General features: G+C 75.6%; 21 protein-coding genes. 13 read left to right on the top strand and 8 right to left on the bottom strand.

Going from position 1 to position 21,590, the window contains the following annotated elements; genetic code table 11:
* A partial coding sequence (locus AB0N76_RS34710; RefSeq protein ID WP_363564155.1) for an aminotransferase class V-fold PLP-dependent enzyme occupies window positions 1-1,024 on the bottom strand: 1,024 nt, incomplete at its 3' end.
* On the opposite strand from AB0N76_RS34710, the gene AB0N76_RS34705 reads away from it, so the two are divergent.
* A complete protein-coding gene (locus AB0N76_RS34705; protein ID WP_363564153.1) occupies window positions 1,023-2,474 on the top strand; it encodes a PLP-dependent aminotransferase family protein in 1,452 nt (483 codons plus the stop codon). The genes AB0N76_RS34710 and AB0N76_RS34705 overlap by 2 nt on opposite strands.
* A 458-nt stretch (window positions 2,475-2,932) precedes the next feature.
* A complete protein-coding gene (gene fusA, locus AB0N76_RS34700) occupies window positions 2,933-5,059 on the top strand; it encodes an elongation factor G (RefSeq protein ID WP_363564151.1) in 2,127 nt (708 codons plus the stop codon).
* Between the two features lie 116 nt (window positions 5,060-5,175).
* On the opposite strand, the gene AB0N76_RS34695 is transcribed toward fusA, so the two are convergent.
* Complete coding sequence (locus AB0N76_RS34695) at window positions 5,176-6,057, bottom strand: NAD-dependent epimerase/dehydratase family protein (RefSeq protein WP_363564149.1); 882 nt, start codon at window positions 6,055-6,057, stop codon at window positions 5,176-5,178.
* A gap of 199 nt (window positions 6,058-6,256) precedes the next feature.
* Here AB0N76_RS34695 and AB0N76_RS34690 point away from each other — a divergent pair, with 199 nt between their 5' ends.
* The 4 genes from AB0N76_RS34690 (at window position 6,257) to AB0N76_RS34675 (ending at window position 9,222) form a co-directional block, all read left to right on the top strand.
* On the top strand, window positions 6,257-7,147 hold the full coding sequence (locus AB0N76_RS34690; protein ID WP_363564157.1) for a helix-turn-helix transcriptional regulator: 891 nt from the start codon (window positions 6,257-6,259) through the stop codon (window positions 7,145-7,147).
* The gene (locus AB0N76_RS34685) at window positions 7,144-7,680 is read left to right on the top strand and encodes a contact-dependent growth inhibition system immunity protein (protein ID WP_363564147.1); all 537 of its coding nucleotides are present in this window, start codon (window positions 7,144-7,146) and stop codon (window positions 7,678-7,680) included. The genes AB0N76_RS34690 and AB0N76_RS34685 overlap by 4 nt, the downstream gene beginning before the upstream one ends.
* Window positions 7,681-7,791: 111 nt before the next feature.
* Entirely contained in the window at window positions 7,792-8,691 is a 900-nt protein-coding gene (locus tag AB0N76_RS34680) for a neutral zinc metallopeptidase (protein WP_363564145.1), read from the top strand.
* Window positions 8,692-8,856: 165 nt separating this feature from the next.
* On the top strand, window positions 8,857-9,222 hold the full coding sequence (locus AB0N76_RS34675) for a hypothetical protein (protein ID WP_363564143.1): 366 nt from the start codon (window positions 8,857-8,859) through the stop codon (window positions 9,220-9,222).
* Between the two features lie 134 nt (window positions 9,223-9,356).
* Here the strand turns inward: AB0N76_RS34675 and AB0N76_RS34670 are convergent, their stop codons facing one another.
* The 3 genes from AB0N76_RS34670 to AB0N76_RS34660 all read right to left on the bottom strand — a co-directional run bounded on the left by AB0N76_RS34670 (window position 9,357) and on the right by AB0N76_RS34660 (window position 12,804).
* Window positions 9,357-10,916 (bottom strand): alpha/beta hydrolase, encoded by a 1,560-nt coding sequence (locus AB0N76_RS34670; protein WP_363564141.1) that lies wholly within the window; start codon window positions 10,914-10,916, stop codon window positions 9,357-9,359.
* 212 nt (window positions 10,917-11,128) lie between these two features.
* A complete protein-coding gene (locus tag AB0N76_RS34665; RefSeq protein WP_363564139.1) occupies window positions 11,129-11,767 on the bottom strand; it encodes an NAD(P)H-binding protein in 639 nt (212 codons plus the stop codon).
* Window positions 11,768-11,835: 68 nt separating this feature from the next.
* A complete protein-coding gene (locus tag AB0N76_RS34660; protein WP_363564137.1) occupies window positions 11,836-12,804 on the bottom strand; it encodes an EamA family transporter in 969 nt (322 codons plus the stop codon).
* A 98-nt stretch (window positions 12,805-12,902) separates the two neighbouring features.
* Between AB0N76_RS34660 and AB0N76_RS34655 the strand changes: the two genes are divergently transcribed.
* Window positions 12,903-13,409 (top strand): MarR family transcriptional regulator, encoded by a 507-nt coding sequence (locus tag AB0N76_RS34655; RefSeq protein ID WP_363564135.1) that lies wholly within the window; start codon window positions 12,903-12,905, stop codon window positions 13,407-13,409.
* Between the two features lie 88 nt (window positions 13,410-13,497).
* Here AB0N76_RS34655 and AB0N76_RS34650 read toward each other — a convergent pair whose 3' ends face one another.
* Window positions 13,498-14,313, bottom strand: coding sequence for a methyltransferase domain-containing protein (locus AB0N76_RS34650; RefSeq protein WP_363564133.1), 816 nt, complete (start codon window positions 14,311-14,313; stop codon window positions 13,498-13,500).
* 28 nt (window positions 14,314-14,341) lie between these two features.
* Between AB0N76_RS34650 and AB0N76_RS34645 the strand changes: the two genes are divergently transcribed.
* Both AB0N76_RS34645 and AB0N76_RS34640 read left to right on the top strand, forming a co-directional pair.
* Window positions 14,342-15,841, top strand: coding sequence for a PLP-dependent aminotransferase family protein (locus tag AB0N76_RS34645; RefSeq protein WP_363564131.1), 1,500 nt, complete (start codon window positions 14,342-14,344; stop codon window positions 15,839-15,841).
* Between the two features lie 241 nt (window positions 15,842-16,082).
* Window positions 16,083-17,387, top strand: coding sequence for a glycoside hydrolase family 3 N-terminal domain-containing protein (locus AB0N76_RS34640; protein WP_363564129.1), 1,305 nt, complete (start codon window positions 16,083-16,085; stop codon window positions 17,385-17,387).
* Window positions 17,388-17,480: 93 nt separating this feature from the next.
* Here the strand turns inward: AB0N76_RS34640 and AB0N76_RS34635 are convergent, their stop codons facing one another.
* Window positions 17,481-18,293: a polysaccharide deacetylase family protein gene (locus AB0N76_RS34635; RefSeq protein WP_363564127.1), complete on the bottom strand. Its 813-nt coding sequence runs from the start codon at window positions 18,291-18,293 to the stop codon at window positions 17,481-17,483.
* Window positions 18,294-18,368: 75 nt separating this feature from the next.
* Here AB0N76_RS34635 and AB0N76_RS34630 point away from each other — a divergent pair, with 75 nt between their 5' ends.
* From AB0N76_RS34630 to AB0N76_RS34615, 4 genes are all read left to right on the top strand, one after another.
* On the top strand, window positions 18,369-19,196 hold the full coding sequence (locus AB0N76_RS34630) for a nucleotidyltransferase domain-containing protein (protein WP_363564125.1): 828 nt from the start codon (window positions 18,369-18,371) through the stop codon (window positions 19,194-19,196).
* Between the two features lie 186 nt (window positions 19,197-19,382).
* The gene (locus AB0N76_RS34625; protein WP_363564123.1) at window positions 19,383-19,841 is read left to right on the top strand and encodes a hypothetical protein; all 459 of its coding nucleotides are present in this window, start codon (window positions 19,383-19,385) and stop codon (window positions 19,839-19,841) included.
* A gap of 189 nt (window positions 19,842-20,030) precedes the next feature.
* Window positions 20,031-20,387 carry a metalloregulator ArsR/SmtB family transcription factor gene (locus AB0N76_RS34620; RefSeq protein ID WP_363564121.1) on the top strand — a complete coding sequence of 119 codons (357 nt, stop codon included), beginning with the start codon at window positions 20,031-20,033 and terminating at the stop codon, window positions 20,385-20,387.
* A gap of 55 nt (window positions 20,388-20,442) precedes the next feature.
* Window positions 20,443-20,658, top strand: coding sequence for a DUF6126 family protein (locus tag AB0N76_RS34615; RefSeq protein WP_363564119.1), 216 nt, complete (start codon window positions 20,443-20,445; stop codon window positions 20,656-20,658).
* A gap of 99 nt (window positions 20,659-20,757) precedes the next feature.
* Here the strand turns inward: AB0N76_RS34615 and AB0N76_RS34610 are convergent.
* The coding region (locus tag AB0N76_RS34610; RefSeq protein WP_363564117.1) for a terpene synthase family protein at window positions 20,758-21,590 on the bottom strand (833 nt) is incomplete at its 5' end.

Genomic DNA, 21,590 nt, shown 5'->3' with positions numbered 1-21,590 from the left:
CGGCCAGCCGCTCGCGCAGCCGGGCGGCCAGCGCCGGGGTCCGCCGGGCGATCGCGGCCGGTCCCACCTCCAGCGCGTAGCGGACGGCGGCCGCGCAGCCGAGCACGGTCGCGTACGGGAACTCCCACTCCTCGAACCGGGCCGCCGTCTCGACCGGCCGGTACTCGCCCGGGGCCGTCCAGCGCGCGCCGTACATGTCGATGAACAGCGGCTCCGCCCCCGAGTGGAGCACCCGCTCGGAGACGTACAGGAAGCCCGAACCGCGCGGCCCGCGCAGGAACTTGCGGCAGGTCGCGGTGAGCAGGTCGGCGCCGATCTCCTCGACGTCGATCTCGTACTGGCCGACCGACTGGCAGGCGTCGACCAGGTAGAGCAGGTCCAGCTCCCGGCAGTGCCGCCCGATCTCGGCGACCGGCTGGACCAGCCCGGAGTTGGTCGGGACGTGCGTGGCGGCGACCAGCCGGGGTCGCCTGGCGCGCATCAGCGCGGCCATCGCCTCGACGTCGACGCCGCTGCCGTCCGGGTGGTCCGGGGCGTGCACGATCTCGACGCCGAAGCGGCGGCGCAGGGAGAGGAAGGCGATCTGGTTGGAGATGAAGTCGTTGCGCGTCGTGAGGACGACGTCGCCGGGCCGGAAGTCGATCGCGGAGAGCGCCTTGGAGTAGGCGTGGGTGGCGCTGCCGGCGAAGGCGATCGTGCCCGGGGCGGCGTTGAGCAGATCGGCCACCGCGGCGTGGAAGTCGGCGACCTCGGCGGCGCGGGCGGCGGAGGCCTCGTAGCCGCCGATGGTGGCCTCCAGTTGGAGGTGGTCGACCTGTGCCTGCAGCACCGGACGGGCCATCAGTCCGCAGCCGGCGTTGTTGAAGTGGATCACGGACTCGCAGCCGGGGGTGTCGGCCCGCAACGCGGCGATGTCCAGGGTCTCGCCGAGGGGGAGCCCCTCGGAGCCTCCTCGGGCGGACGGGGTCGGGGCGACCGAGAGCGGTTCCGGGCCGGTGGCGAAAGCGCTATTGTGATTCCTCATGTCTGACGGTAGCAGTACCGAGGTGTTGGTGGCGATGCTCCGGCGCGAGATCGCCGGGCGCGCCCCCGGCGAACGGCTGCCCAGCAGCCGGGACTTGATCGCCCGTCATGGCGTCGGCCCGGTCACGGTGTCCCGTGCGATCGCCCAACTCGCCGCCGAGGGAGCCGTGGTGACCCGCCCCGGCAGCGGCACCTTCGTCGCCGTCCGCCGGGCCCGCCCGGACGACCGGGCCGCCGACACCTCCTGGCAGACCGTCGCCCTGGCCGGCCGCCCGCACGTGCCCGACACCGACCCGACCGGCGGTGCCGGCCCCGGCGACGCGTCCGGCCAAGGCGGCGACGCCGCGGACGCGGTGGGCGCGCTCCCCGACGGGACGATCAGCCTGGCCGGCGGCTACCTGCACGAGAACCTCCAGCCCACCCGCGCCCTCGGCGCCGCCCTGGCCCGGGCCGCCCGCCGCCCCGACGCCTGGCGCCGGGCCCCCGCCGTCGGGCTCGCGCCGCTGCGGGCGGTCCTGGCCCGGCAGGCCGGCCCCGGGGTCAGCCCCGAGGACGTCCTGGTCACCGGCGGCGGCCAGGGCGCGCTCTCCATGCTGTTCCGGGCGATCTCCGCCGCCGGCAGCCCCGTCCTGGTCGAGTCGCCGACCTACCCCGGCGCGCTCGCCGCCGCCCGCGCGGCCGGGCTGCGCCCCGTCCCGGTCCCGGCCGACGAGGACGGGATCCGCCCCGACCTGCTCGCCGACGCCTTCGCCATGACGGGCGCCCGGCTGCTCTACTGCCAGCCGACCTTCCACAACCCCACCGGCGCCGTGCTCGCCCCCGAGCGCCGCCGGCAGGTCGTCGACGTCGCCCGGGCCGCCGGGGCCTTTGTCGTCGAGGACGACTTCGCCCGCCACCTCGGCCACGGCCGCCCGGTCCCGGCGCCGCTGGTCGCCGACGACCGGGACGGCACCATCGTGCACGTCACCTCGCTGACCAAGCCCGCCTCGCCGAGCCTGCGGATCGGCGCGGTCGTCGCGCGCGGCCCGGTGATGGGCCGGCTGCGCGGCATGCGGACGGTCGACGACTTCTTCGTCGCCCGCCCGCTCCAGGAGGCCGCCGTCGAACTGCTCTCCACCCCCTCCTGGGACCGCCATCTGCGCACCCTGGCCGCGGCGTTGCGCGAACGCTGCGGCGTGCTCGCCGACGCCCTGGCGCGCGAGCTGCCGGAGTGGACGCCCGCGCGGCTCCCGGTCGGCGGGCTGCACCTGTGGCAGCGGCTGCCGGACCGGGTGGCGGACGGCGCCGTCGCCGACGCGGCCCGCGTCCGCGGTGTGGCCGTCAACGCCGGGCGGCGCTACTTCCCGGCCGAGCCGCCCGCCGCCCACCTGCGGCTCAGCTTCGCGGCGGCCGCGGACCCGGCGGAGCTGGTGGAGGCCGCGCGGCGGCTGGCGGCGGCCGTCGCGGGCTGAGCGGCTGAGCGGCTGACTGCGCCGGGAGCGCTGACGGCGGGTCGGGCGGGTGGTGCGGGAATGCCGGTGTGGAAAAAACCGGTGCCCCGGGAGCGGTCGACTCCCTACACTCGGCACTCAGAGACGCGCCGCCGTGAATCGGTGGTGGTGCGTGCCGTGACGAGTGGAGGAGGACGGGTCGTGCGCTACCGCACCGCTGTCGTCGTCCCCTCGTCCCGCTACGAGGTGATCCTGGTGTCCTCGTCCCTCCGGTGCCCGCTGCGCGGCCGGCACCGGACATCCGCGACGCACGCCTGACACCGGATCCGCGAGTCCGCCCGGAGGCCTACCGAACCGTCCTGTTCGGACCGGCTGCCGTGTCCGTCTCCGTTTCCGCTCCCGGCCTCTCGGCCGTCGCCGTCGCCGTCGCCGGAAATCGCGCCGCCCCTTTCCAGGAACACCCCGAAAGGCACCGGGCCATGCGCACCGACGTCCGCCGCTTCAGCAGCACCACCCTCAGCAGCATCGCCACCGTCCGCAACCTGGGCATCCTCGCCCACGTGGACGCCGGCAAGACCACCGTCACCGAGCGGATCCTCTACCTGGCCGGCGAGACCCACAAGCGCGGCGAGGTCCACGACGGCACCACCGTCACCGACTGCCACCCGCAGGAACGCGAACGCGGCATCACCATCTCCGCGGCGGCCGTCGGCTGCCTCTGGGACGGGCACCGGATCAACCTGATCGACACCCCCGGCCACGTCGACTTCGCCGACGAGGTCGAACGCTCGCTGCGGGTGCTGGACGGGGCGGTCGCCGTGTTCGACGCCGTCGCCGGGGTGGAGCCGCAGAGCGAGTCCGTCTGGCGCCAGGCCGACCGGCACGGCGTGCCGCGGATCGCCTTCGTCAACAAGATGGACCGGGCCGGCGCCGACCTGGACGCGGCCGTCGCCTCGATCCGGGAGCGGCTGCACCCCGTACCGCTCGCGGTCCAGTTGCCCATCGGACGGGAGGACGGCTTCACCGGCGTGGTCGACCTGCTGACGATGCGTGCCCTGACCTGGGACGACGGCCCCGACCGGGACGGCTACCGGGAGGGACCGGTGCCCGAGGAGCTGCGGGCCGAGGCCGAGCGGCGGCGACGGCTGCTGGACGAGGCGGTGGCCGGGCTCCATCCGGACGCGCTGGAGGAGTACTACGAGCACTCGGCGCTCTCCGCCGCGACGCTGGCGGCGGCGCTGCGCGACCTCACCCACCGCGGGGAGGCCGTGGTGGTGCTGTGCGGCTCGGCCTACCGCAACCGGGGGATCGAGCCGCTGCTCGCCGCGGTCACCGCCTACCTGCCGTCGCCGCTGGACGTCCCGCCGGTGCGCGGCGTGGCCGGGGGCGGCGTCGGCGTCGGCGGCGGGGTCGGCGGCGTCGAGGAGGAGCGGGCCGCCGATCCCGACGGGCCGCTCACCGCGCTGGTGTTCAAGGTGAACGTCACCGACACCGGCCGGCTCACCTATCTCCGGCTGTACGCGGGCACCCTACGGAAGGGGGACACGGTGCTGGACGCGGGCACCGGCCGCACGGAACGCATCGCCTGGGTTTTCCAGCCCCAGGCCGACCAGCGCTCGGCGGTCCACGTGGCCGTCGCCGGGGACATCGTCGTGGTGAGCGGCGTCAAGGCCGCGCGGGCCGGGGCGACGCTCTGCGCGCCCGGCGCACCGCTGGTCCTGGAACCGACGGTGGCCGCCGAACCGGTGGTGGCGGTGGCCGTCGAGGCGCGGCGCTCGGTCGACACCGACCGGCTGGCCACCGCCCTGGCCCGGCTCGCCGAGGAGGACCCGTCCCTGGTCGTCCGCACCGACCCGGAGACCGGCCAGCGGGTGCTGTCCGGGCTGGGTGAACTGCACCTGGAGGTGGCGGTGGAGAAGCTTCGCCGCTCCGGGCTGGAGGTGGCCGTCGGATGTCCGCAGGTCGCCCACCGGGAGACCGTCGAGCGCGGGGTCACCGGCCTGGTCCACCGGCACGTCAAACAGGACGGCGGCGCCGGGCAGTTCGCCCACGTGGTGCTCGACGTGGCCCCGCTGGACGCTGACGCCGACACCGACGGCCGGGCGCCCGAGGGCTTCGTGTTCGCGTCCACGGTGACGGGCGGACGGGTGCCGAAGGAGTACGTCCAGGCGGTCGAGGCCGGCTGCCGGGACGCCCTCGCCGAGGGCCCGCTGGGCGGCCACCCGGTCACCGGCCTGCGGGTCACCCTGACCGACGGGGCCACCCACTCCAAGGACTCCTCGGAGCTGGCGTTCCGCACCGCCGGACGGCAGGCCCTGCGCGAAGCCCTCCGGGCCTGCCGGATGGTGGTGCTGGAACCGGTCGCCGAGGTGACGGTGACCGTGCCGCAGGAGGTCATGGGCGGCGTCCTCGGCGACCTCGCGGCCCGCCGCGGCCGCGTCCAGGGCTCGGCCCCGCACGGCGGCACGGCCGTGGTGACGGCGGTCGTCCCGCTCGCCGAGCTCTTCGGCTACGCGACCGCCCTGCGCAGCCGCACCCAGGGCCGGGGCACCTTCACCACCCGCCCCGCCGGCTACACCCCGGCACCGGCCACCCCCGCCCGCTAACCCCCCGGCGGGTCGCCGCGTCACCCCCCAGGTGCCCCGGCGGCCCGCCGCCCCGGATCTCCTGACCGTCCTCACCCAGCCGTGAACCACGTCAACCGCCTCGGTGGTCAGAACACCTAGAGCGCGCCGGCGTCGCGGGCCGTCCACACCGACGGGTACAGCGGGCGCCAGCCCAGCTCGCGGCGGAGGGCGGCGGTCGACACCTGGCCCTCCCAGGGGTCGGTGGTGTCGCCCGGGCGGTTCCGGCCGGTGTCCGGGGTGGCCGTCCAGGCGGCCGGCCGGGGCGCGCCGTTGATCTCGTGCAGGTCCCAGGCGGTCACCGGCGCGTCGTCCGCCACGTTGTAGGTGCGCCCCTCGACCCCGGGGGTGACCGCCGCGCTCCACAGCGCCCGCGCGAGGTCGGCGTGGTGGACCACCGGCAGCCGCTGGTGCGAGGGCCAGTGGCCGGCCCAGTGCAGCGAGTCCGCGAGGTGTGGGTCTCCTTCGCCGTAGACGAACGCGGGCCGGACCACGACCAGCGGCAGCCGTTCGCCCAGGTCCCGCAGTCCGCTCTCGGCGGCGGCCTTGGACGCGGCGTAGGCACCCCAGGCCGGATCCGGCGCCGGCCGGTCGCCCTCCACCGCCGGACGGCCCAGACCGCGGCCGTAGACCAGGTTCGTGCTGGTGTGCACGAAACGCCGGACCCCGGCCTCGGCCGCGTCCCCTCCGAGGGCGACCGTGGCGTCCCGGTTCACCGCGAACGCCTCCTCGTCCGGCACCCCGCGCAGCGCGGCGGCGATGTGCACCACCACGTCGACGCCTTCCAGCGCCCGCGCCCGATCGGCCGGCTCGCGCAGGTCGCCGAGGGTCACCCGGAGGCCGCGCGCGGTGGCCGCCTCCGCCTGCGCCTCGTGCCGCACCAGAACCCGGACCGCGCCCCGTTCGGCCCACTGCGCCAGCCGCGGCACGAACCGGCGGCCGACCTGGCCGGTGGCGCCCGTCACCAGAAACGTCGTCATTGCCCACTGCTCCCTCGGTGGTGGTCTGTTGCTGTGCGGGGTACGGCGGTCCTCCGCCCGGTGCCTGCCCGGTGCGTTCGCCGCCGGCCCCCGGCCCACCACTCTGGCGAGGCGCGGCCGGCGGTGGCAGAGACCCGCTCAACCAGGGACCGGCGGTCCCTGGTTGAGCGGCCCGCCCGCGGTGCAGGATGGGCGGGTGATCGACCGACCCGGCCTCGCCGACTTCCTGACCCGCCGTCGAGCCGGGCTCACCCCCGCCGACGTCGGACTGCCGCCGGGCGCGCGCCGCCGCACCCCCGGCCTGCGCCGGGAGGAGGTGGCCCAGCTCGCCGGACTGTCCGTGGACTACTACGCGCGCCTGGAGCAGCGCCGCGGCCCGCAGCCCTCGGCGCAGCTGGTCGCCGCCCTGGCCCGGGCCCTGCGGCTCACCGACGACGAGCGGGACCACCTGTTCCACCTCGCCGGTCACCTGCCCCCGCGCCGCCACACCCCGCTCACCCATGTCCGGCCCGGCCTGCTGCTGATCCTGGACCGCCTGCACGACACCCCGGCCCAGGTGGTCTCCGACGTTGGTGACGTCCTCGTCCAGAATCCGATGGCCGCCGCGCTGCTCGGCGACGTCGAGCAGCGGCCGCCGGAGCAGCGCAATGTGGTCCTCCGCTGGTTCACCGAGCCGCCCGCCCGCGCGCTCTTCCCCGCCGAGGAGCACGAGGAACTGACCCGGTCGCACGTCGCCCACCTGCGCGCCGCGCACGCGGCCCGGCCCGGGGACGCGCACCTGACCGGGTTGGTCGGGCGCCTGCTCGCCTCGGGCGAGGAGTTCGCCGCCCACTGGGCGCGGCACGACGTGGCCGTCCGGCGCAGCGGCCGCAAGACCGTCCTGCACCCGGTGGCCGGCCGGATCGAACTGGACTGCGAGGTGCTGGCCACGGCAGGTCAGGACCAGCTCCTTCTCGTCTACACGGCGCCGCCCGGCACCGACACCGCGGAACGCCTGGCCCTGCTCCGGGTCATCGGCCGGCAAGCCCTCACCGAGGAGCGATCCGATGCCCGGGAGCCCGGGAGTGCCGAGGAGCTGGTCCGCCCATGAGCCGTGCCCGTGCCCGGGGCCGTGCGGGGGCCGCTGTCGACGGGAGCTCCGCCGCGCCTCTTGTCCCGGGCTCGCTGGAGGCGCTCGAAGGACTCCGGTGGCCCGAGCCGGCCTCCGATGCCACCCGGCTGACCATCGCCGCCCACGCGCTGCGCCGCCGCCCCGTCCCGGACCTCGGCGTCGAGGAGCTGCGCCTGCTCATCGGTCAGGCCGTCGGCCTGCCGCATCTGCTCCCTCGCGCGGTCGACCTCCTCTGCCGGGATCCGCTGGTCGAGGGTGATCTCCACCCGGGGGACCTGCTGTCGGCGGTGCTCCGCTGCGACCCGGCGGTCTGGGACACCCGGCCGGATCTTGCCGGCCGGCTTGCCGTCGTGCTGCGGGAGTCGGTGAGGACGGCAGGGGAGGAGCCCGGCGGGGCCGCCGGGACGGCCGGGGTGCCCCGGGAGGTGTGGGAGCGGGTCGGGGTGTTCCTCGGTGGGCGTCCGGAGGAGGGGTGGGCGGGCCTGGTGGGGGGATCGGGAAAAGGGCTCTGACCTGCGCGTCTTTCCCTGGTGGGGGGTGGGTGAGCGGTTAGCGTGGCCGGGCGGCCGGGGTCGGTCGTGCGGCGTCGTGGGCGCCGTCGGAAGCGCGAGGGACGGGTAGGCATGCAGTTCGACGATCAGGGGGACCTCGACACCTCGCAGGTGGACGACCGGCGCGGCATCCCGCGGGGGAAGGTCGCCATCGGTGGTGGTGCGGCCGGTCTGATCGCGGTGCTGATCGCCGTGCTCTTCGGCGTCGACCCGAGCATCCTCGGGCTCTCGGACGGGGGCGGGCCGAGCGCCGGGAGCGGCCAGGGCATCACCGCCGGGGAGGTCCAGCAGGCCTGCCGGACCGGCGCGGACGCCAACCGCCGCCAGGACTGCCGGATCGTCGCCGTCACCAACAGCCTCCAGGAGTACTGGGGCGGAGCGCTGCCCCGGACCGGCACCGCCTACCGGCCCGCCGAGACCGTCCTGTTCACCGACCGGGTGTCCACGGCTTGTGGCGGGGCGAGCTCCGCCGTCGGACCGTTCTACTGTCCGGGCGATCGGCGCGCCTACTTCGACCTCGGCTTCTTCGACGAGCTCTCCACCCGGTTCGGCGCCCGTGGCGGCCCGTTCGCCGAGGCCTACGTGGTGGCCCACGAGTACGGCCACCACATCCAGAACCTGACCGGCACCATGCAGAAGGTCGGCCGGGACCGGCAGGGCCAGAACAGCGCCTCGGTCAAGCTGGAACTCCAGGCCGACTGCTACGCGGGCGTCTGGGCGCACCACGCCACCAGCACCCCGCAGGCCTCCACCGGGCGGCCGTTGATCAGCACGCTCACCGACCAGGACATCGCCCAAGGTCTGGACGCGGCGGCGGCGGTCGGCGACGACCGGATCCAGAAGCAGGCCACCGGCCGCATCGACCCGGAGACCTGGACCCATGGCTCCTCCGACCAGCGCAAGGCCTGGTTCACCACCGGCTACCGCAGCGGCGACCCGGCCGGCTGCGACACCTTCGCCGCGCCCCGCTGACCGGCGGCGCCCGCCGCCCGCGAGGTCGGGGCGGTCGGGGCGGCCGGGGCGGCCGGGCCCGGGCACCCTGTCATCCGTCAGGGACCCCTCCCGCCGGATCCTTCCTACGCTGCTGAGTACTGGCCGACCACTGGTCAGCCCAGCACCACCAGAGGGAGAACCACCATGCGCAAGTTCCTGCACGCCCTCGCCGCGCTCGCCCTCGCGACCGCCGCCGTCACCACGATGGGGACCTCCGGCGCCCAGGCCGCCGACGGCTCCTGGGACGGCTGCCCGTACGGGGCGGTCTGCATCTACGCCCGGGACGCCAACACCAGCACCCCGCCGACCGACATCTTCTGGAGCTACGGAGCCCACAACCTCAGCAACCAGAACGGCTGGCACTGGGTGCTCAACAACCAGTCCGGCGGGGCGCACGCCCACCTGTGCACCGGCTACAACGGCACCGGCTGCGGCTACGACATCGCCGCGCAGGCCGGGGTCTACGCCGACCTCACCCCGATCAACTCCATCACCCTGGACCGCCCCTGACCCCGGATCCCCCGCGGGGCCCCACCCGCTACCGCCCCTCCACGGTGGCCGCCGGTTCTCCGGCGGCCACCGCCGTGCGTGCCGGGCCGAAGGGAGGGCCCCGGCGGTCGGCGTGGTCGGAATGGTCGGCGCGGTCATGCCACCCCCGGTGACGGGCAGGTGACGTCCTCGGCGGGCACGCTCCCGGTGAGCAGGTAGGACTCCACGACGGAGCGCACGCACGGGTTCGGCCCGGGGTACTGCCCGTGGTCGCCGTTGCCGGTGACCGTCACCAGGCGGGAGCCGCGCAGGGCCCGGTGCGCGGAGAGCGCTGCCTCGTAGTACGTCGCCGGGTCGTGCACCGAGTTGAGCATCAGGGTGGGCGGCAGGCCCGCGCCGGTGACCCGGACCCGGGGCGCGGTCGGTGCCGGCCAGGAGGCGCAGACGGCGGAGAAGGCCAGCGTCCGGGCGCCGACCAGCGGCCAGCGGGCGGTGTTCTCCGCGGCCCGGTCGGTCCAGACGGCGAGGTCGCGCGTCCAGGGCGTGTCGGCGCAGGTCACCGCGAAGTACTCGGCGAGGAACTCCGGGCTGAGGTACTCGCCGAAGACCCGCCGCGCCGCGGCGCGGGCGGCCGGGCCGGCGGCCGGCCAGTCGTCGAGCGCGGCCAGCGCCGTGGCCAGCAGGGTGAAGCCGTTGTTCTCCCGGTAGATGCCCTGGATCGTGCCGTTGTCCAGCTGGTTCGACCCGATGGTGAGCGCGCCGTCGACGACCGGGTGCTCGCGCAGCGCGGCCCGGCGCTCCTCCCAGCGGGCCTTCGCCCCGGCCGCGGTCGAGCCGTAGTGGTAGGTGTCGTCCCGTGCGGCCAGCCAGGGCAGGAAGTCCTCCTCGAACCGCCGCTGGAAGCTCATCGGCTGCCCCTGCTGGAACCGCTCCCAGGTGCCGTCGAAGCCGATGTTGCTGTCCAGCACCATCCGCTCGATCCGGTGCGGGAAGAGCGTCGCGTAGTACGCGCCGATCATGGTGGCGTAGGACGGGCCGTAGTAGCTGACCCGGCGCTCGCCGAGCAGGGCGCGGAACAGGTCGACGTCCCGCGCGGTCTGCTCGGTCGTCAGGTAGGGCAACAGGCCGTCGCTGCGCCGCTCGCAGTCGGCGGCGAACCCGCGCGAGGCGGCGATGACCCGGGCGCGGTCGGCCGGCGCGTCGTCGCGGAAGTCCCCGGCGAAGAACGCCCGGAACTCCTCCGGGGTCTGGCACACGGCCCGGGTGCTGTGGCCGACGCCGCGCTGGTCGAAGCCCACGATGTCGTAGGCGGCGCCGAGCGCGGGCGCGTTCTTGACGTGGTCGGCCGGGCGCAGCAGGCCCTGGCCGCCGGGGCCGCCGGCGGCGGTCAGCAGGGTGCCGATCCGCCGGGCCGGATCGCTCGCGCGGTGGCGGGAGACCGCGACGGTGAGGTCCGGCCCCCGCCCGGGGTGGTGCCAGTCGCGGGGCACCGTCATGTCGGCGCACTCCAGGGTGGCCTCCTCGGCGCAGGGCTGCCAGGCGAGTTGCTGGTGGGCGTAGCGGGCGGGGACGGCGGGAGCGGCGGACGCGCTGGTGGACAGGCCCACGCCGGTGGCCTGGGTGAGGGCGAGGGCGGCGAGCACCGCGGCGGTGCCCCTGCCGAGGGTGGCGAGCCGGGTGCGGTGCCCGGGACGGTTGCTGGTTCCTGTGGTCATGGCGTCGATCCTGGCCGCTGCGAGCGTCCCGATCGATCCGGCGGGCACCCGTCTTTCCGGTGGTGCCTGGGCCACCCGGAACCCTGTCGGAAAATGGAGCAACCCCCTCGTGCGAGTGAATCGCGACAAGGGGGTTGACGGTTGCTCACACTGGGCTCGCCGGGGCGGCCCCGGCATCGGCCCGACCCGTCGGGCGGGTTCATCGGCCGGGTTCAGTAGCCGACCGTGAAGCGGGCCCGGCGGTGGGTCGGCTGCTCGGCCTCGTCGAGGAGGGCGACGGCGAGGTCCTCCATCGAGACGGCCGAGGTGCCCGCGGCGTCGACCAGGAGCTCGTCCCGGCCGAGGCGGAAGCGGCCGGTGCGCTCGCCCGGTTCGAGCAGGGCGGCCGGGCTGAGGTAGGTCCAGTCGACCTCCTCGTCCGCGCGGCAGAGGGCGAGCTGCTCGGTGCAGGCGTCGGCGATCGGCCGCCAGGAGGCGGGGAACCCGGGGTCGTCGACGACGGTGGCGCCGTTCCCGCCGGGCAACAGCAGGCTGCCGGCGCCGCCGACGAGCAGCAACCGCACGCCCGTTCCGGCCAGGCCGGTGAGCAGGCCCTTGGTCGCGGCGGCCAGCTCGTCCTCGTGGCCGGGGGCCGGGCGGGTGGCCGTGACCAGCAGGTCCTGGCCGGCGGCGAGGCGGCGGACGTCCTCGGGGTCGCGGGCGTCGCCGGTGGCGATCGTGACGGCGGGCGGGAACGAGTGCGGGCGGGACGGGTCGCGGAGCACGGCGGTGACCTGGTGGCCGCGGGCGACGGCCTCGGCCACCACCCGGCTGCCGACGTTGCCGCTCGCGCCGAACACGGTGATGCGCATGGGGGTTCTCCTGGGTTTGCGATGGGATGGGCTGGGATGGACGGGGGCGGAGCGGGGTGGAGCGGGGGTCAGACGGTCTGGCGGTCGGCGCGAGCGGTGTGCTCGGTGTGCTCGGCGTGCTCGGCCACGGGGTCCGACGCGTGGTCGGCGGGGGCCGCCGCGGCCACCACCTCGGCCGGGGTGCGCGGCCGCTGGGTCTGCGCGGCGACCAGCGAGCCGAGCACGATCAGGGCGCCGAGGATCTGGACCGGGGCGAGGTCCTGGCCGAGCACGAGCCAGCCGAGGGCGGTGGCGACCACCGGGCTGAGCAGGCCGAGGAAGGTGACGGAGGTCGGCGGCAGGGCGCGGATGCCGCGGAACCACAGCGCGTACGCGACGGCCGCGCCGATCAGGCTCAGGTAGCCGTAGCCGAGCAGGTTGGCCCCGGTGAGGTGGGACGGCGGCGGTCCCTCGACCAGCAGGGCGACCGGGAGCAGCAGCAGGCCGCCCGCGGTGAGCTGCCAGCCGGTGGTGGCGAGCAGCGGCGCCGGCGAGGTCCAGCGCTTGGAGAGGACGACGCCGGTGGCCATCACCACGGCGCCGGCGAGGGCGGCCACGATGCCGAGGGCGTCGAGCTGGGCGTTGGCCCGCAGGACGAGCAGGCTGACGCCGGCCACCCCGGCGATGCCGGAGAGGAGGGTGCGCAGGGAGAGCCGGTCGCCGAGGAGGGCGGCCGAGAGGCCGGCGGCGATGAGCGGCTGGACGGCGCCGACGGTGGCGGCGACGCCGCCGGGCAGGCGGTAGGCGGCGACGAAGAGCAGGGCGAAGAAGGCGCCGATGTTCAGGGCGCCGAGGACCAGCGAGCGCCACCACCAACTGCCGGTCGGCAGACGGCGGGTGAGGGCGATGAGCAGCAGTCCGGCGGGCAGGGCGCGGAGCACCCCGGCGAGCAGCGGGCGTCCGGGCGGCAGCAGTTCGGTGGTGACGAGGTAGGTGGAGCCCCAGATGGCGGGGGCGAGGGCGGTCAGCAGCACGATGGCGAGTCGATTCCTTAGCACTAAGCCAATGTATCTCAGTGCTAAGGAATCTGGGCGGGATGTGGCGGACCGAATGCTGTGAGCTACCTCACCACTAAGGCATCGTTTAGGGTGGGGCCATGGCACAGCACCCAGATCATGTGGACCGCGTGGTCCGGCAGTGGGGCGCGGAGCGCCCCGACCTCGACGTCTCCCCGATGGAGGTGATCGGTCGGTTGAAGCGGCTCACCCGCCTGGTGGAAGCCGAGTTGAAGCGGACCTTCGCCCGGCACGACCTCGACTTCGCCTCCTTCGACGTCCTCGCCACCCTCCGCCGCAGCGGCCCGCCGTACCGCCTCACCCCGACCGGTCTCATGCAGTCCGCGATGGTCACCTCGGGCGCGATCACCCAGCGCCTCGACCGGCTGGAGGCCCGCGGCCTGGTCACCCGCACCCCCAGCGGCTCTGACGGCCGCAGCCGCGAGGTGGAACTCACCGCGGAGGGCCACGCGCTGATCGACCGTGCCCTGCCCGACCACCTCGCCACCGAGCACCGCATCCTGGCCGGACTGGACGCGACGCAGACCGCGGCGCTGATCGACGCCATGCGCGTCCTGCTCACCACCCTCGGGGACGACCCGGAGTGACCCCGTGTCGGCCCCGGCCCGACGCCGGGACGACCCCCCGCCAGACGCCGCGCCGGCCCCGGGACGACCCCGCGCCGACCGCGGCCGGTCAGGGGTTGACCGCCACCGCCTTGAAGAAGGTGTAGTGGAAGGTCCCGCCCGGCTCGGCCGCGCGGCGCAGGTCGGCGACGCCCCGGTCGAACGCCTCGGCGGTGGCCAGGCCGGCCCCGACCGCCTCGGCCCGCACCGACTCGACCATCGCGACGAAGGTCCGCCGGGTGAAGCCCTCGACCAGCTCGGGCCGGGCGCCGTCCGCGTACACCGTCCGCGGGCCGACGGCGACGTCCCGGAACCCGGCCTCGACCAGCAGCGGGTACAGCCGCCGCCCGATCAGGCCGTCCCCGCCGCCCGCGGCCTGGAGCCGGACCAGGTGGCCGACGACCGTGTCCGCCGCCTCGCTGCGCGGATGGAAGAACGCCGAGCCGTGGTCGCCCTCGATCACGGTGATCGTGCCGCCGGGCCGAAGCACCCGGCGCAGCGCGGCCAGGGCCGCCACCGGATCGGCGAGGTGTTCGAGGACGAAGCAGACGAAGACGTGGTCGAAGGCGCCGTCGGGGAACGGCAGCCGGTGCAGGTCCCCGTGGTGCCAGTCGACCCGCGCGCCGGGCGCGTGCTCCGCCACCCGGGCGCGCGCCCGGGCCAGCGAGTCGGCCGAGATGTCGGCGGCCGTCAGCGCGATGCCCGGGCCGGAGTCCAGCAGGTGCACCGTCTGCGCCCCGACGCCGCAGCCGGCCTCCAGGACCCGGCTGCCCGGCGGGTAGGCGGTACCGGCGTGCAGGAGCGCCGCGAGGGTGTCGGCCTGGTCGCCGAGGCGCCGGGCCTCGGTGGGGGAGTAGCCGTGAACGTACGGGGTACTGGTCGTCATGCCCTCACCCTCGCCCCACAATGGACCCGTGCACAGGTCCAATGATCATTCGGTCGACAGGTCCAAAACGGCCGGCGCCGACTTCCTCCAGTTGGACGCCCGGGAGGCGCCCGTCGGGGGGATCGCCGACTGGCTGGCGGACCGGCTGCGCCGGGCGATCACCGACGGCCGGCTGCCGGTCGGCAGCCGCCTGCCCGCCACCCGCGTGCTGGCCGCCGACCTGAAGGTCTCGCGCGGGGTGGTCACCGACGCCTACCGCCGGCTGACGGAGGAGGGGCGGATCGCGGGCCGGGGCCGGGGCGGCACCGTCGTGGTCGACCCGCTCACCCCGCCACCGGCCGCCCCGCAACCGCCCCCGAAACTCGATGGCGCACCCGGCAGCGCGTCGCCGTTCGCCGACGCGCCCGTCCCCGCCAGCTTCGACACCCTGCGCGCCGTGCCCGCCCGGATCGACCTCTCACCCGGCCTCCCCGACCTCGCCGCCTTCCCCCGCACCGCCTGGCTCCGCGCCGAACGCGCCGTCGTCCACGACCTCGACGCCCAGGACTTCGGCTACGGCGACCCGCGCGGCACCCCCGCCCTGCGCCGCGCCGTCGCCGACTGGCTCGCGCGCAACCGCGGCATCCGCGCCGATCCCGACGAGGTCCTCATCGTGGCCGGCGCCGCCCAGGCGCTCGCCCTCGCCGGCGAGGTGCTCCGCGCGGAAGGGGTCGACACCGTGGCCGTCGAGGACCCGGGCTCGCTCGGCACCCGCCAGCATCTCGGCCACCGGATCGCCGCCACCCCGCCCGTCCCCGTCGACGCCGAGGGCGTCCGGGTCGACGCGCTGCGCGCCACCGGCGCCCGCGCCGTCCTGCTCACCCCCGCCCACCAGTTCCCGACCGGGGTGGTCCTCGGCGGCGCCCGGCGGCGCGAACTGCTCCGCTGGGCGGCCGACGGCGGGCTGGTCATCGAGGACGACTACGACGCCGAACACCGCTACGACCGCCCGCCCGTGCCCGCGCTCCGCGGCGTCCTGCCCGACCAGGTCCTCTACCTGGGCAGCATCTCCAAACTCCTCGCGCCCGCCCTGCGCATCGGCTGGATGCTCGCCCCCGCCCGCCACCGGGAGCGGCTGGTCGACGCCAAACGCCTCGCCGACCTCGGCAACGCCGCGCTGCCGCAACTCGTCCTCGCCCGGCTGATGGACTCCGGCGCGCTCGAACGCCAGCTGCGGCTGCTGCGCCCGCGCCACCGGCGCCGCCGGGACGCGATGATCGCCGCCATCGGCGCCCGGCTGCCCGGTGCCGTCGTGCACGGCGAGGCGGCCGGACTGCACCTGATGCTCACCTTCCCGGACGGGCTGGGCTGCACGGACACCGAGCTCGCCGCGGCGGCGCTCGCCCACGGCGTCAAGGTGCAGCCGCTCTCCTGGCACGCCCGGCTGCCGCACCCGCCCGGGCTGGTCCTCGGCTACGCGGCGCGCGCCATCGGTGAGATCGAGGACGGCATCACCGTCCTCGGACGGCTGCTCCGGGAGGCGGGATGACCGCTCCCGGGGGGAGGCTGCTGGTGTCCCCCGGCGAGTGGCCGGGGGCCCAGGGGGCGGGTCGCCGACCGATCGGGTGACCGAGTGATCGGATGGCCGAGTGATCGGATGGCCGAGTGATCGGGTGGCCGAGCGTGAGCACGGCCGAGTCCCGAGCGTGGCCGATCGATCGGACGACCGAGCGCGAGAGCGTGCTCGACCGATCGAGTGATCGAGTGATGGAGAGGCAGAGGAAAGCCGGATGCCGATACCCCGTCGTGTTCCCCGCCGCGCGGTCCGCGGCGCGGTCCTGGCCCTGCTGCTGACCGCGCTGGCCGCGGCGGTCCCGCAGGCCCCGTCGGGCGTGCACCCGCCGCCCGGCCCGGACGCCCGGGCCGTCCGGCCGCCGAACCCCGCCGCCGAGCGGACCCCCGGAACCGACCGGTCCCTCGGAACCGACCGGTCCCCCACCGACGGGCGTCCCGCCGGCCCCGCCGGGACGACACCCGCAGAACCCACGCCCACCGAGAGGACGACACCCGTGCCCACCACCGAATCCCTCCTGCTCGCCGGCCGCCGGGTCGTCTACTCCTACTCCGGCGCCGTCCCGCCGCCCGAACTGCTCCGGACCATCAGCGCGGGCCGGGCCGCCGGCGTCATCCTGTTCAAGGACAACGTCGCCACCCCGCCCCAGCTCCAGGCCGCGATCGCCCAGCTGCGGCAGGCCGCGGCCGCCGCCCCGTCCGGCTCCCCGCTGCTGCTGATGACCGACCAGGAGGGCGGGAAGGTCCGCCGGATCAACCCCGGCGAGCCCGAGCTCTCCGCCCGTGCCACCGGAGCCGCCGCCGACCCGGCCGGCGCGGCCGCCCACGCGGGTGCCGGGGCGGCCCGCACCCTCCGCGACGCGGGCCTGAACGTCAACCTCGCGCCGGTGCTCGACGTCTTCGACACCCCGGACAACTTCATCGACCACTCGGAGCGCTCCTACAGCCGCAACCCCGCCGTGGTCGCCGAGCTGGGCTCGGCCTTCCTCCGCGCGCAGCAGGCCCTCGGCGTGCTCGCCACCGCCAAGCACTTCCCCGGCCTCGGCGCCGCCGCCCGCGAGGAGAACACCGACGAGCGCCCGGTCATCCTCTCCGTCCCGCTCTCGGACCTCCGGGCGCGGGGCGAGGAGCCGTACCGGGCCGCGATCGCCGCCGGCGTCCGTCTGGTCATGACCTCCTGGGCGGTCTACCCCGCCCTCGACGCCTACCTCCCGGCCGGGCTCTCGCGCACCATCGTCCAGGGCGAACTGCGCGAGCGCCTCGGCTTCGACGGCGTGACCGTCACCGACGCGCTCGAAGCCGGTGCCCTCAAGGCCTTCGGCGACGTCGGCGACCGGGCCGTCGCGGCCGCCGACGCCGGGATGGACCTCCTGCTCTGCTCCGCGCGGGACGTCCGCCAGGGCGACGCCGCCGTCGAGGCCCTCGCCACCGCGCTCGACAGCGGCCGGCTCGACGCCACCGCGTTCGGCGAGGCCGTCCACCGCGTCGACGGGCTCCGGGCCTCGCTGGCGAGCGGCTCCTGAGCCGTCCGGATCCGCCGGCGGCGCCCGGCGCCCGGCGCCCGGGGCCCGGCACCCGGAGGCGACCGGCGGGCGGCCTCAGAACGGCGGCCTCCCTCAGCCCGCGGTCAGCAGCTCGCGCAGGTCGAGGACGCGGTAGCCGGCGGCGCGGACGGCGTCGATGACGCGGGGGAGGGCCTCGGCGTCGAGGCAGTGGCGCTCGGCCGGGGGAGCGTCCTCGGAGCTGCCGACGTGGAGCTGGAGGATCGCGCCCGGGGCGAGGGCGGCGAGGGCCCGTTCGACGACCCGGTCGACGGTCATGCCGCGGGACGGGCCGAGGTAGCCGTTGGTGTCGGTGGTGAACTCCAGATCGGCGAAGCCCAGCGCGTTGACCTGGGTGATCGCCTCCGGGGTGGTCTCGCTGTAGGGGAAGCGGAAGAACGGCAGCGGCTCCGCGCCGGACGCGCGCCGGATCGCGGCATCGGCGCGCAACACCTCCGCGCGCGCCTCCTCCGGCGCGAGCCCGGTGAAGTGCGGGTGGCTGTGGGAGTGGTTGCCGAGCCCGTGGCCGGCGTCGGCGATGGTGCGGACGGCGTCGGCGTGCTCCTCGGCGAACCGGCCGGTGGGGAAGAACGCGGCGGGCGCGGCGCTCTCGCGCAGGGTGTCGAGGACGCTCGCCAGGCCGGTCTCGTCCCAGGCGGCGTTGAAGGTGAGCGCCACGGCGCGGTCCCGGACCGGGAGCAGGCGCACCTCCTCGCCGAGCAGGGCGGCGGGTGGTCCGGGCGCCCCGGGGGCCGCAGCGGTGGCGGCGGACCCGGTGAGGCTCACCGGGCCGGCGGCGGCGCAGGGACCCAGCAGGGTGGCGAAGGTGGCGAGGGTGGCGAGAAGGGTGGCGCGAAAGGGGGTGAGGGTGGCGCGAAGAGGGTGCACGCCTGACCAACACGCGCCGACCCAAGGCGGAAACGAACGGACACGGAGGGTCAACCGGATGGCAGGCTTGCGGCCGTGACTGTGCACCCTCTCGTACACGAGATCGCCGACACCTATCTGGCCCTGGTCGACGCCGCCGCGCCCGGGCTCGTCGAGGGCCTCTACCTGGTCGGTTCGACGGCGCTGGACGACTTCCACCCCGGACGGAGCGACATCGACTTCGTGGCGGTGTCCGCGGACCCGGTGACGGCGGACCAGCTGCCCGGGTTGGAGCGCGCGCACGCCCGGCTCGCGGCCCGCTTCCCGCGCCCCGCCTTCGACGGCCCCTACCTGACCTGGCACGAGTTGGCGGGTTCGCCCGCGCAGGCGGTGCCGGGGCCGCACGTCTTCGAGGGGACGGTCCGGCACCGGGTGAGATCCGACCGCACGCCCGTGCTCTGGCACACGCTGGCGCGCCAGGGCGTCACGCTGTGCGGGCCGCGCGCCCAGGAGCTGATGATCGACACCTGCCCGACGGAGCTGGCGGCCTGGACGGCGGGGAACCTCGACGAGTACTGGCGGCCCTGGTGGCAGCGTTCCTCCCGGCTGGCGTCGCGGCCGGGACTGGCCTGTCTCAGCGGGTGGGGGCCGGTCTGGGGGGTGCTCGGTGTGAGCCGGCTGCACTACACGCTGGCCACCGGGAAGATCACCTCCAAGCGCGGTGCGGGGGAGTACGCCCACCTGGCCTTCGACGGGCGGTGGCACCGGATCGTCGACGAGTGCCTGCGGATCCGGGCCGGCGGGCGGCGGCGCTCGCTCTACCCGAACCCGTTCGCCCGGCGGGCGGACGCGCTCGCGTTCATGGACATGGCCATCGAGAGCGCCCACCGGCTCGGCGCCGGCCGAGTGCCGCTCGGCGAGTAGCCCGGTCGGGCCGCGACCATGATCACGCCATCGAAGGTTTGTTTCCGGTCCGATCACCAAGTGTTTGGATCTTCCTCCTTTGCCGCATTCGATTCGCATGCCAGGGTTGCGTCATGCCACATGTGAAATGTCACATGTGGATCTATGGATGTGTTGATGAGCAGCGAGAGAAAGAGGAGCGGGACCATGCGGATGAACCGACTCACCCTGACGGCGGCCGGGATCGCCGGAGCGGCGGCCCTGCTGGCGGTGCCGGCCGAGGCGAGCGCGGCCCAGACGGCCGCCACCACCACCGTCACCTGCGGCGCGTCCGGCCTGCAGGCCGGTCTGTCGACCAAGGTCTGCGCCGAGGTCACCGGCGACAGCGTCCAGCTGTACGGCCAGATCAGCCTGGCGGGCCCGCCGAGCCCCGGCACCCCGTGGCCGCAGACCGTCGAGCTGCTGACCGGCCTGTCCGGCAACGTCGTGGGCGGCGCGTCGCTCGGCTCGGTCAGCGGCCGGACGCTCTTCACCGCCAGCACCGTCCAGGTGCGCGGCGTCGGCGGGACCGTGGCCTGCGGCTCCACCGTGCACGGCAGCTTCAGCGTCGCCACCTACCCGTGGGCCCCGGCCCCGGTGACCGTCGACGTCGTGGTGCCTTGTTGACAGCGCGGTCGACGTAGGGATGGGCCCGGGGTTCGGGGGACCTCGGGCCCGTCCCGTTTCCCGGCGACGGGTGGTGGCGGACCATGGCTGCGGGCGGTGGCGGACCATGACGACTTGAAGAAATCTTCATCTGCAAGGATGATGCTTCCCGGCCGGACCCCGGCCGCACCCGGAGGGAGAGGGCGGACGATGGCGGTCCCGCTGTACCAGGCCAAGGCGGAGTTCTTCCGCACCCTCGGCCACCCGGTCCGGATCCGCGTGCTGGAACTGCTCCAGGACGGGCCGCGCCCGGTCCGCGAGCTGCTGGCCGAGATCGAGATCGAGCCGTCCAACCTCTCCCAGCAGCTCGCGGTGCTGCGCCGGACCCAGCTGGTCACGGCCACCCGGGAGGGCAACACCGTGGTCTACGCGCTGAGCACGCCGGACGTCGCCGAGCTGCTCCGGGCCGCCCGGCGGATCCTCACCGAGCTGATCACCGACCAGGGCGCGCTGCTCACCGAGCTGCGGGCGCCCGGGTCGCGCGTGACCCGGGTGGGCAACGGATGAGCGGCCGGTGGGGCGCGCGGCCCGACCAACCCGTCGAACGAAGGAGTGTCCGGTCGTGAGCGAGAACACCGGTGGGGGCATCGCGGAGCCCGGGGCCGCTGCGGAGCCCGGGGCCGCCGCGGAGCCCGGATTCGGCGCGGAACCCGGGGCCACCGCGGAGGAGAAGGCGCGGCGGAAGGCCATGCTGATCCGCGCGGGCATCTACATCTTCGCCACGCACCTCTTCGCGGGCTTCGTCCTGCTGCTGTTCGCGCTCGGCGGCCGGAAGTAGCGCCGGAGCCGCCCGGGCCCGCCCGGACTCGCCCGGACCCGCCCGGGCCGGTGGCGGCCCCGGAGCGGAGGCGCCACCACCGGCCCGTCCCGGCCGGGGTCAGCGCGGGCCGTCCTCCCTGAGGTAGCGGCGGCTGGTGCTGGTCCAGGTGTACACGCCCTCGACCAGTTCCCGGGTGCCGTCGAGGTACCAGTGGCCGGCCGGGTGCCGGCGCAGCAGCCGCCGGCGCAGGGTCTCGCTCTCCGCCGTCAGCCGGGCGATCCGGGCCTCGACCGCGTGGGCGGCCCGGCTGCGGGTGCAGCCGCGGACCCGTTGCAGGGCGAGCACGGTGTTGAAGGCCGCGGCGCTCTGGCGCTCCTCGCGGTCCGCCGAGTACAGGTCGTTGATCAGGGTCGCCGCGTCGGCGGTGTTGGCGCGCAGGCGGTGGAGCGCGGGCTCGGCGTGCAGCCCGGCGGGCGCCTCGCTGCCGTGGGCGCGCTCCAGTATGCACATGAACGGGTAGAGGCAGCTGGCATGGCGGCGCAGCCGGACGGTCTCGGCGAGATCGGGGGTGGTGCGCGCGGCCCGGTGGGCGGCCTCGGTGAGGAAGGTCTCCAGGCAGGACCGCCACTCGGCGGCGGCGCGGCGCCGCCAGCCCGGCGGCATGGGAGTGCTCTGGCGCTGCCACAACTCCTCCCATGCGGACAGGAGTTGGGGGTGCGGCGGACCGCTGGGGACCGGTCGGCCGGCCACCACGGCGAGCAGCGGCTCGACGATGGCGCGGGCCTCGGCGGGGTGGCGGCCGGGCGGGCCGTCGAAGCGGTCGTCGAGGATGGTGAACCAGCCGAGCAGGTCGACCAGCAGGTCGAGCTCGGCGCCGCGGGTGCGGGGGTAGGAGTGGCCGATCAACTCCGGTAGCGCGTAGGTGTGGTAGCGGGGGAGGTCGGCCGGGG

Source organism: Kitasatospora sp. NPDC093806 (genome assembly GCF_040683335.1).
In the GTDB taxonomy this organism is placed as follows: domain Bacteria; phylum Actinomycetota; class Actinomycetes; order Streptomycetales; family Streptomycetaceae; genus Kitasatospora.
The sequence above is the reverse complement of the archived record's forward strand: the minus strand, read 5'-3'. Positions and strand labels throughout refer to the sequence as shown.

Excerpts from the sequence above, each read along its gene's own strand:
- AB0N76_RS34705 (WP_363564153.1), top strand. The coding sequence starts at position 1,023 with ATGTCTGACGGTAGCAGTACCGAGGTGTTGGTGGCGATGCTCCGGCGC.
- fusA (WP_363564151.1), top strand. The coding sequence starts at position 2,933 with ATGCGCACCGACGTCCGCCGCTTCAGCAGCACCACCCTCAGCAGCATC.
- AB0N76_RS34695 (WP_363564149.1), bottom strand. The coding sequence starts at position 6,057 with ATGACGACGTTTCTGGTGACGGGCGCCACCGGCCAGGTCGGCCGCCGG.
- AB0N76_RS34685 (WP_363564147.1), top strand. The coding sequence starts at position 7,144 with ATGAGCCGTGCCCGTGCCCGGGGCCGTGCGGGGGCCGCTGTCGACGGG.
- AB0N76_RS34680 (WP_363564145.1), top strand. The coding sequence starts at position 7,792 with ATGCAGTTCGACGATCAGGGGGACCTCGACACCTCGCAGGTGGACGAC.
- AB0N76_RS34675 (WP_363564143.1), top strand. The coding sequence starts at position 8,857 with ATGCGCAAGTTCCTGCACGCCCTCGCCGCGCTCGCCCTCGCGACCGCC.
- AB0N76_RS34670 (WP_363564141.1), bottom strand. The coding sequence starts at position 10,916 with ATGACCACAGGAACCAGCAACCGTCCCGGGCACCGCACCCGGCTCGCC.
- AB0N76_RS34665 (WP_363564139.1), bottom strand. The coding sequence starts at position 11,767 with ATGCGCATCACCGTGTTCGGCGCGAGCGGCAACGTCGGCAGCCGGGTG.
- AB0N76_RS34655 (WP_363564135.1), top strand. The coding sequence starts at position 12,903 with ATGGCACAGCACCCAGATCATGTGGACCGCGTGGTCCGGCAGTGGGGC.
- AB0N76_RS34650 (WP_363564133.1), bottom strand. The coding sequence starts at position 14,313 with ATGACGACCAGTACCCCGTACGTTCACGGCTACTCCCCCACCGAGGCC.
- AB0N76_RS34640 (WP_363564129.1), top strand. The coding sequence starts at position 16,083 with ATGCCGATACCCCGTCGTGTTCCCCGCCGCGCGGTCCGCGGCGCGGTC.
- AB0N76_RS34625 (WP_363564123.1), top strand. The coding sequence starts at position 19,383 with ATGCGGATGAACCGACTCACCCTGACGGCGGCCGGGATCGCCGGAGCG.
- AB0N76_RS34620 (WP_363564121.1), top strand. The coding sequence starts at position 20,031 with ATGGCGGTCCCGCTGTACCAGGCCAAGGCGGAGTTCTTCCGCACCCTC.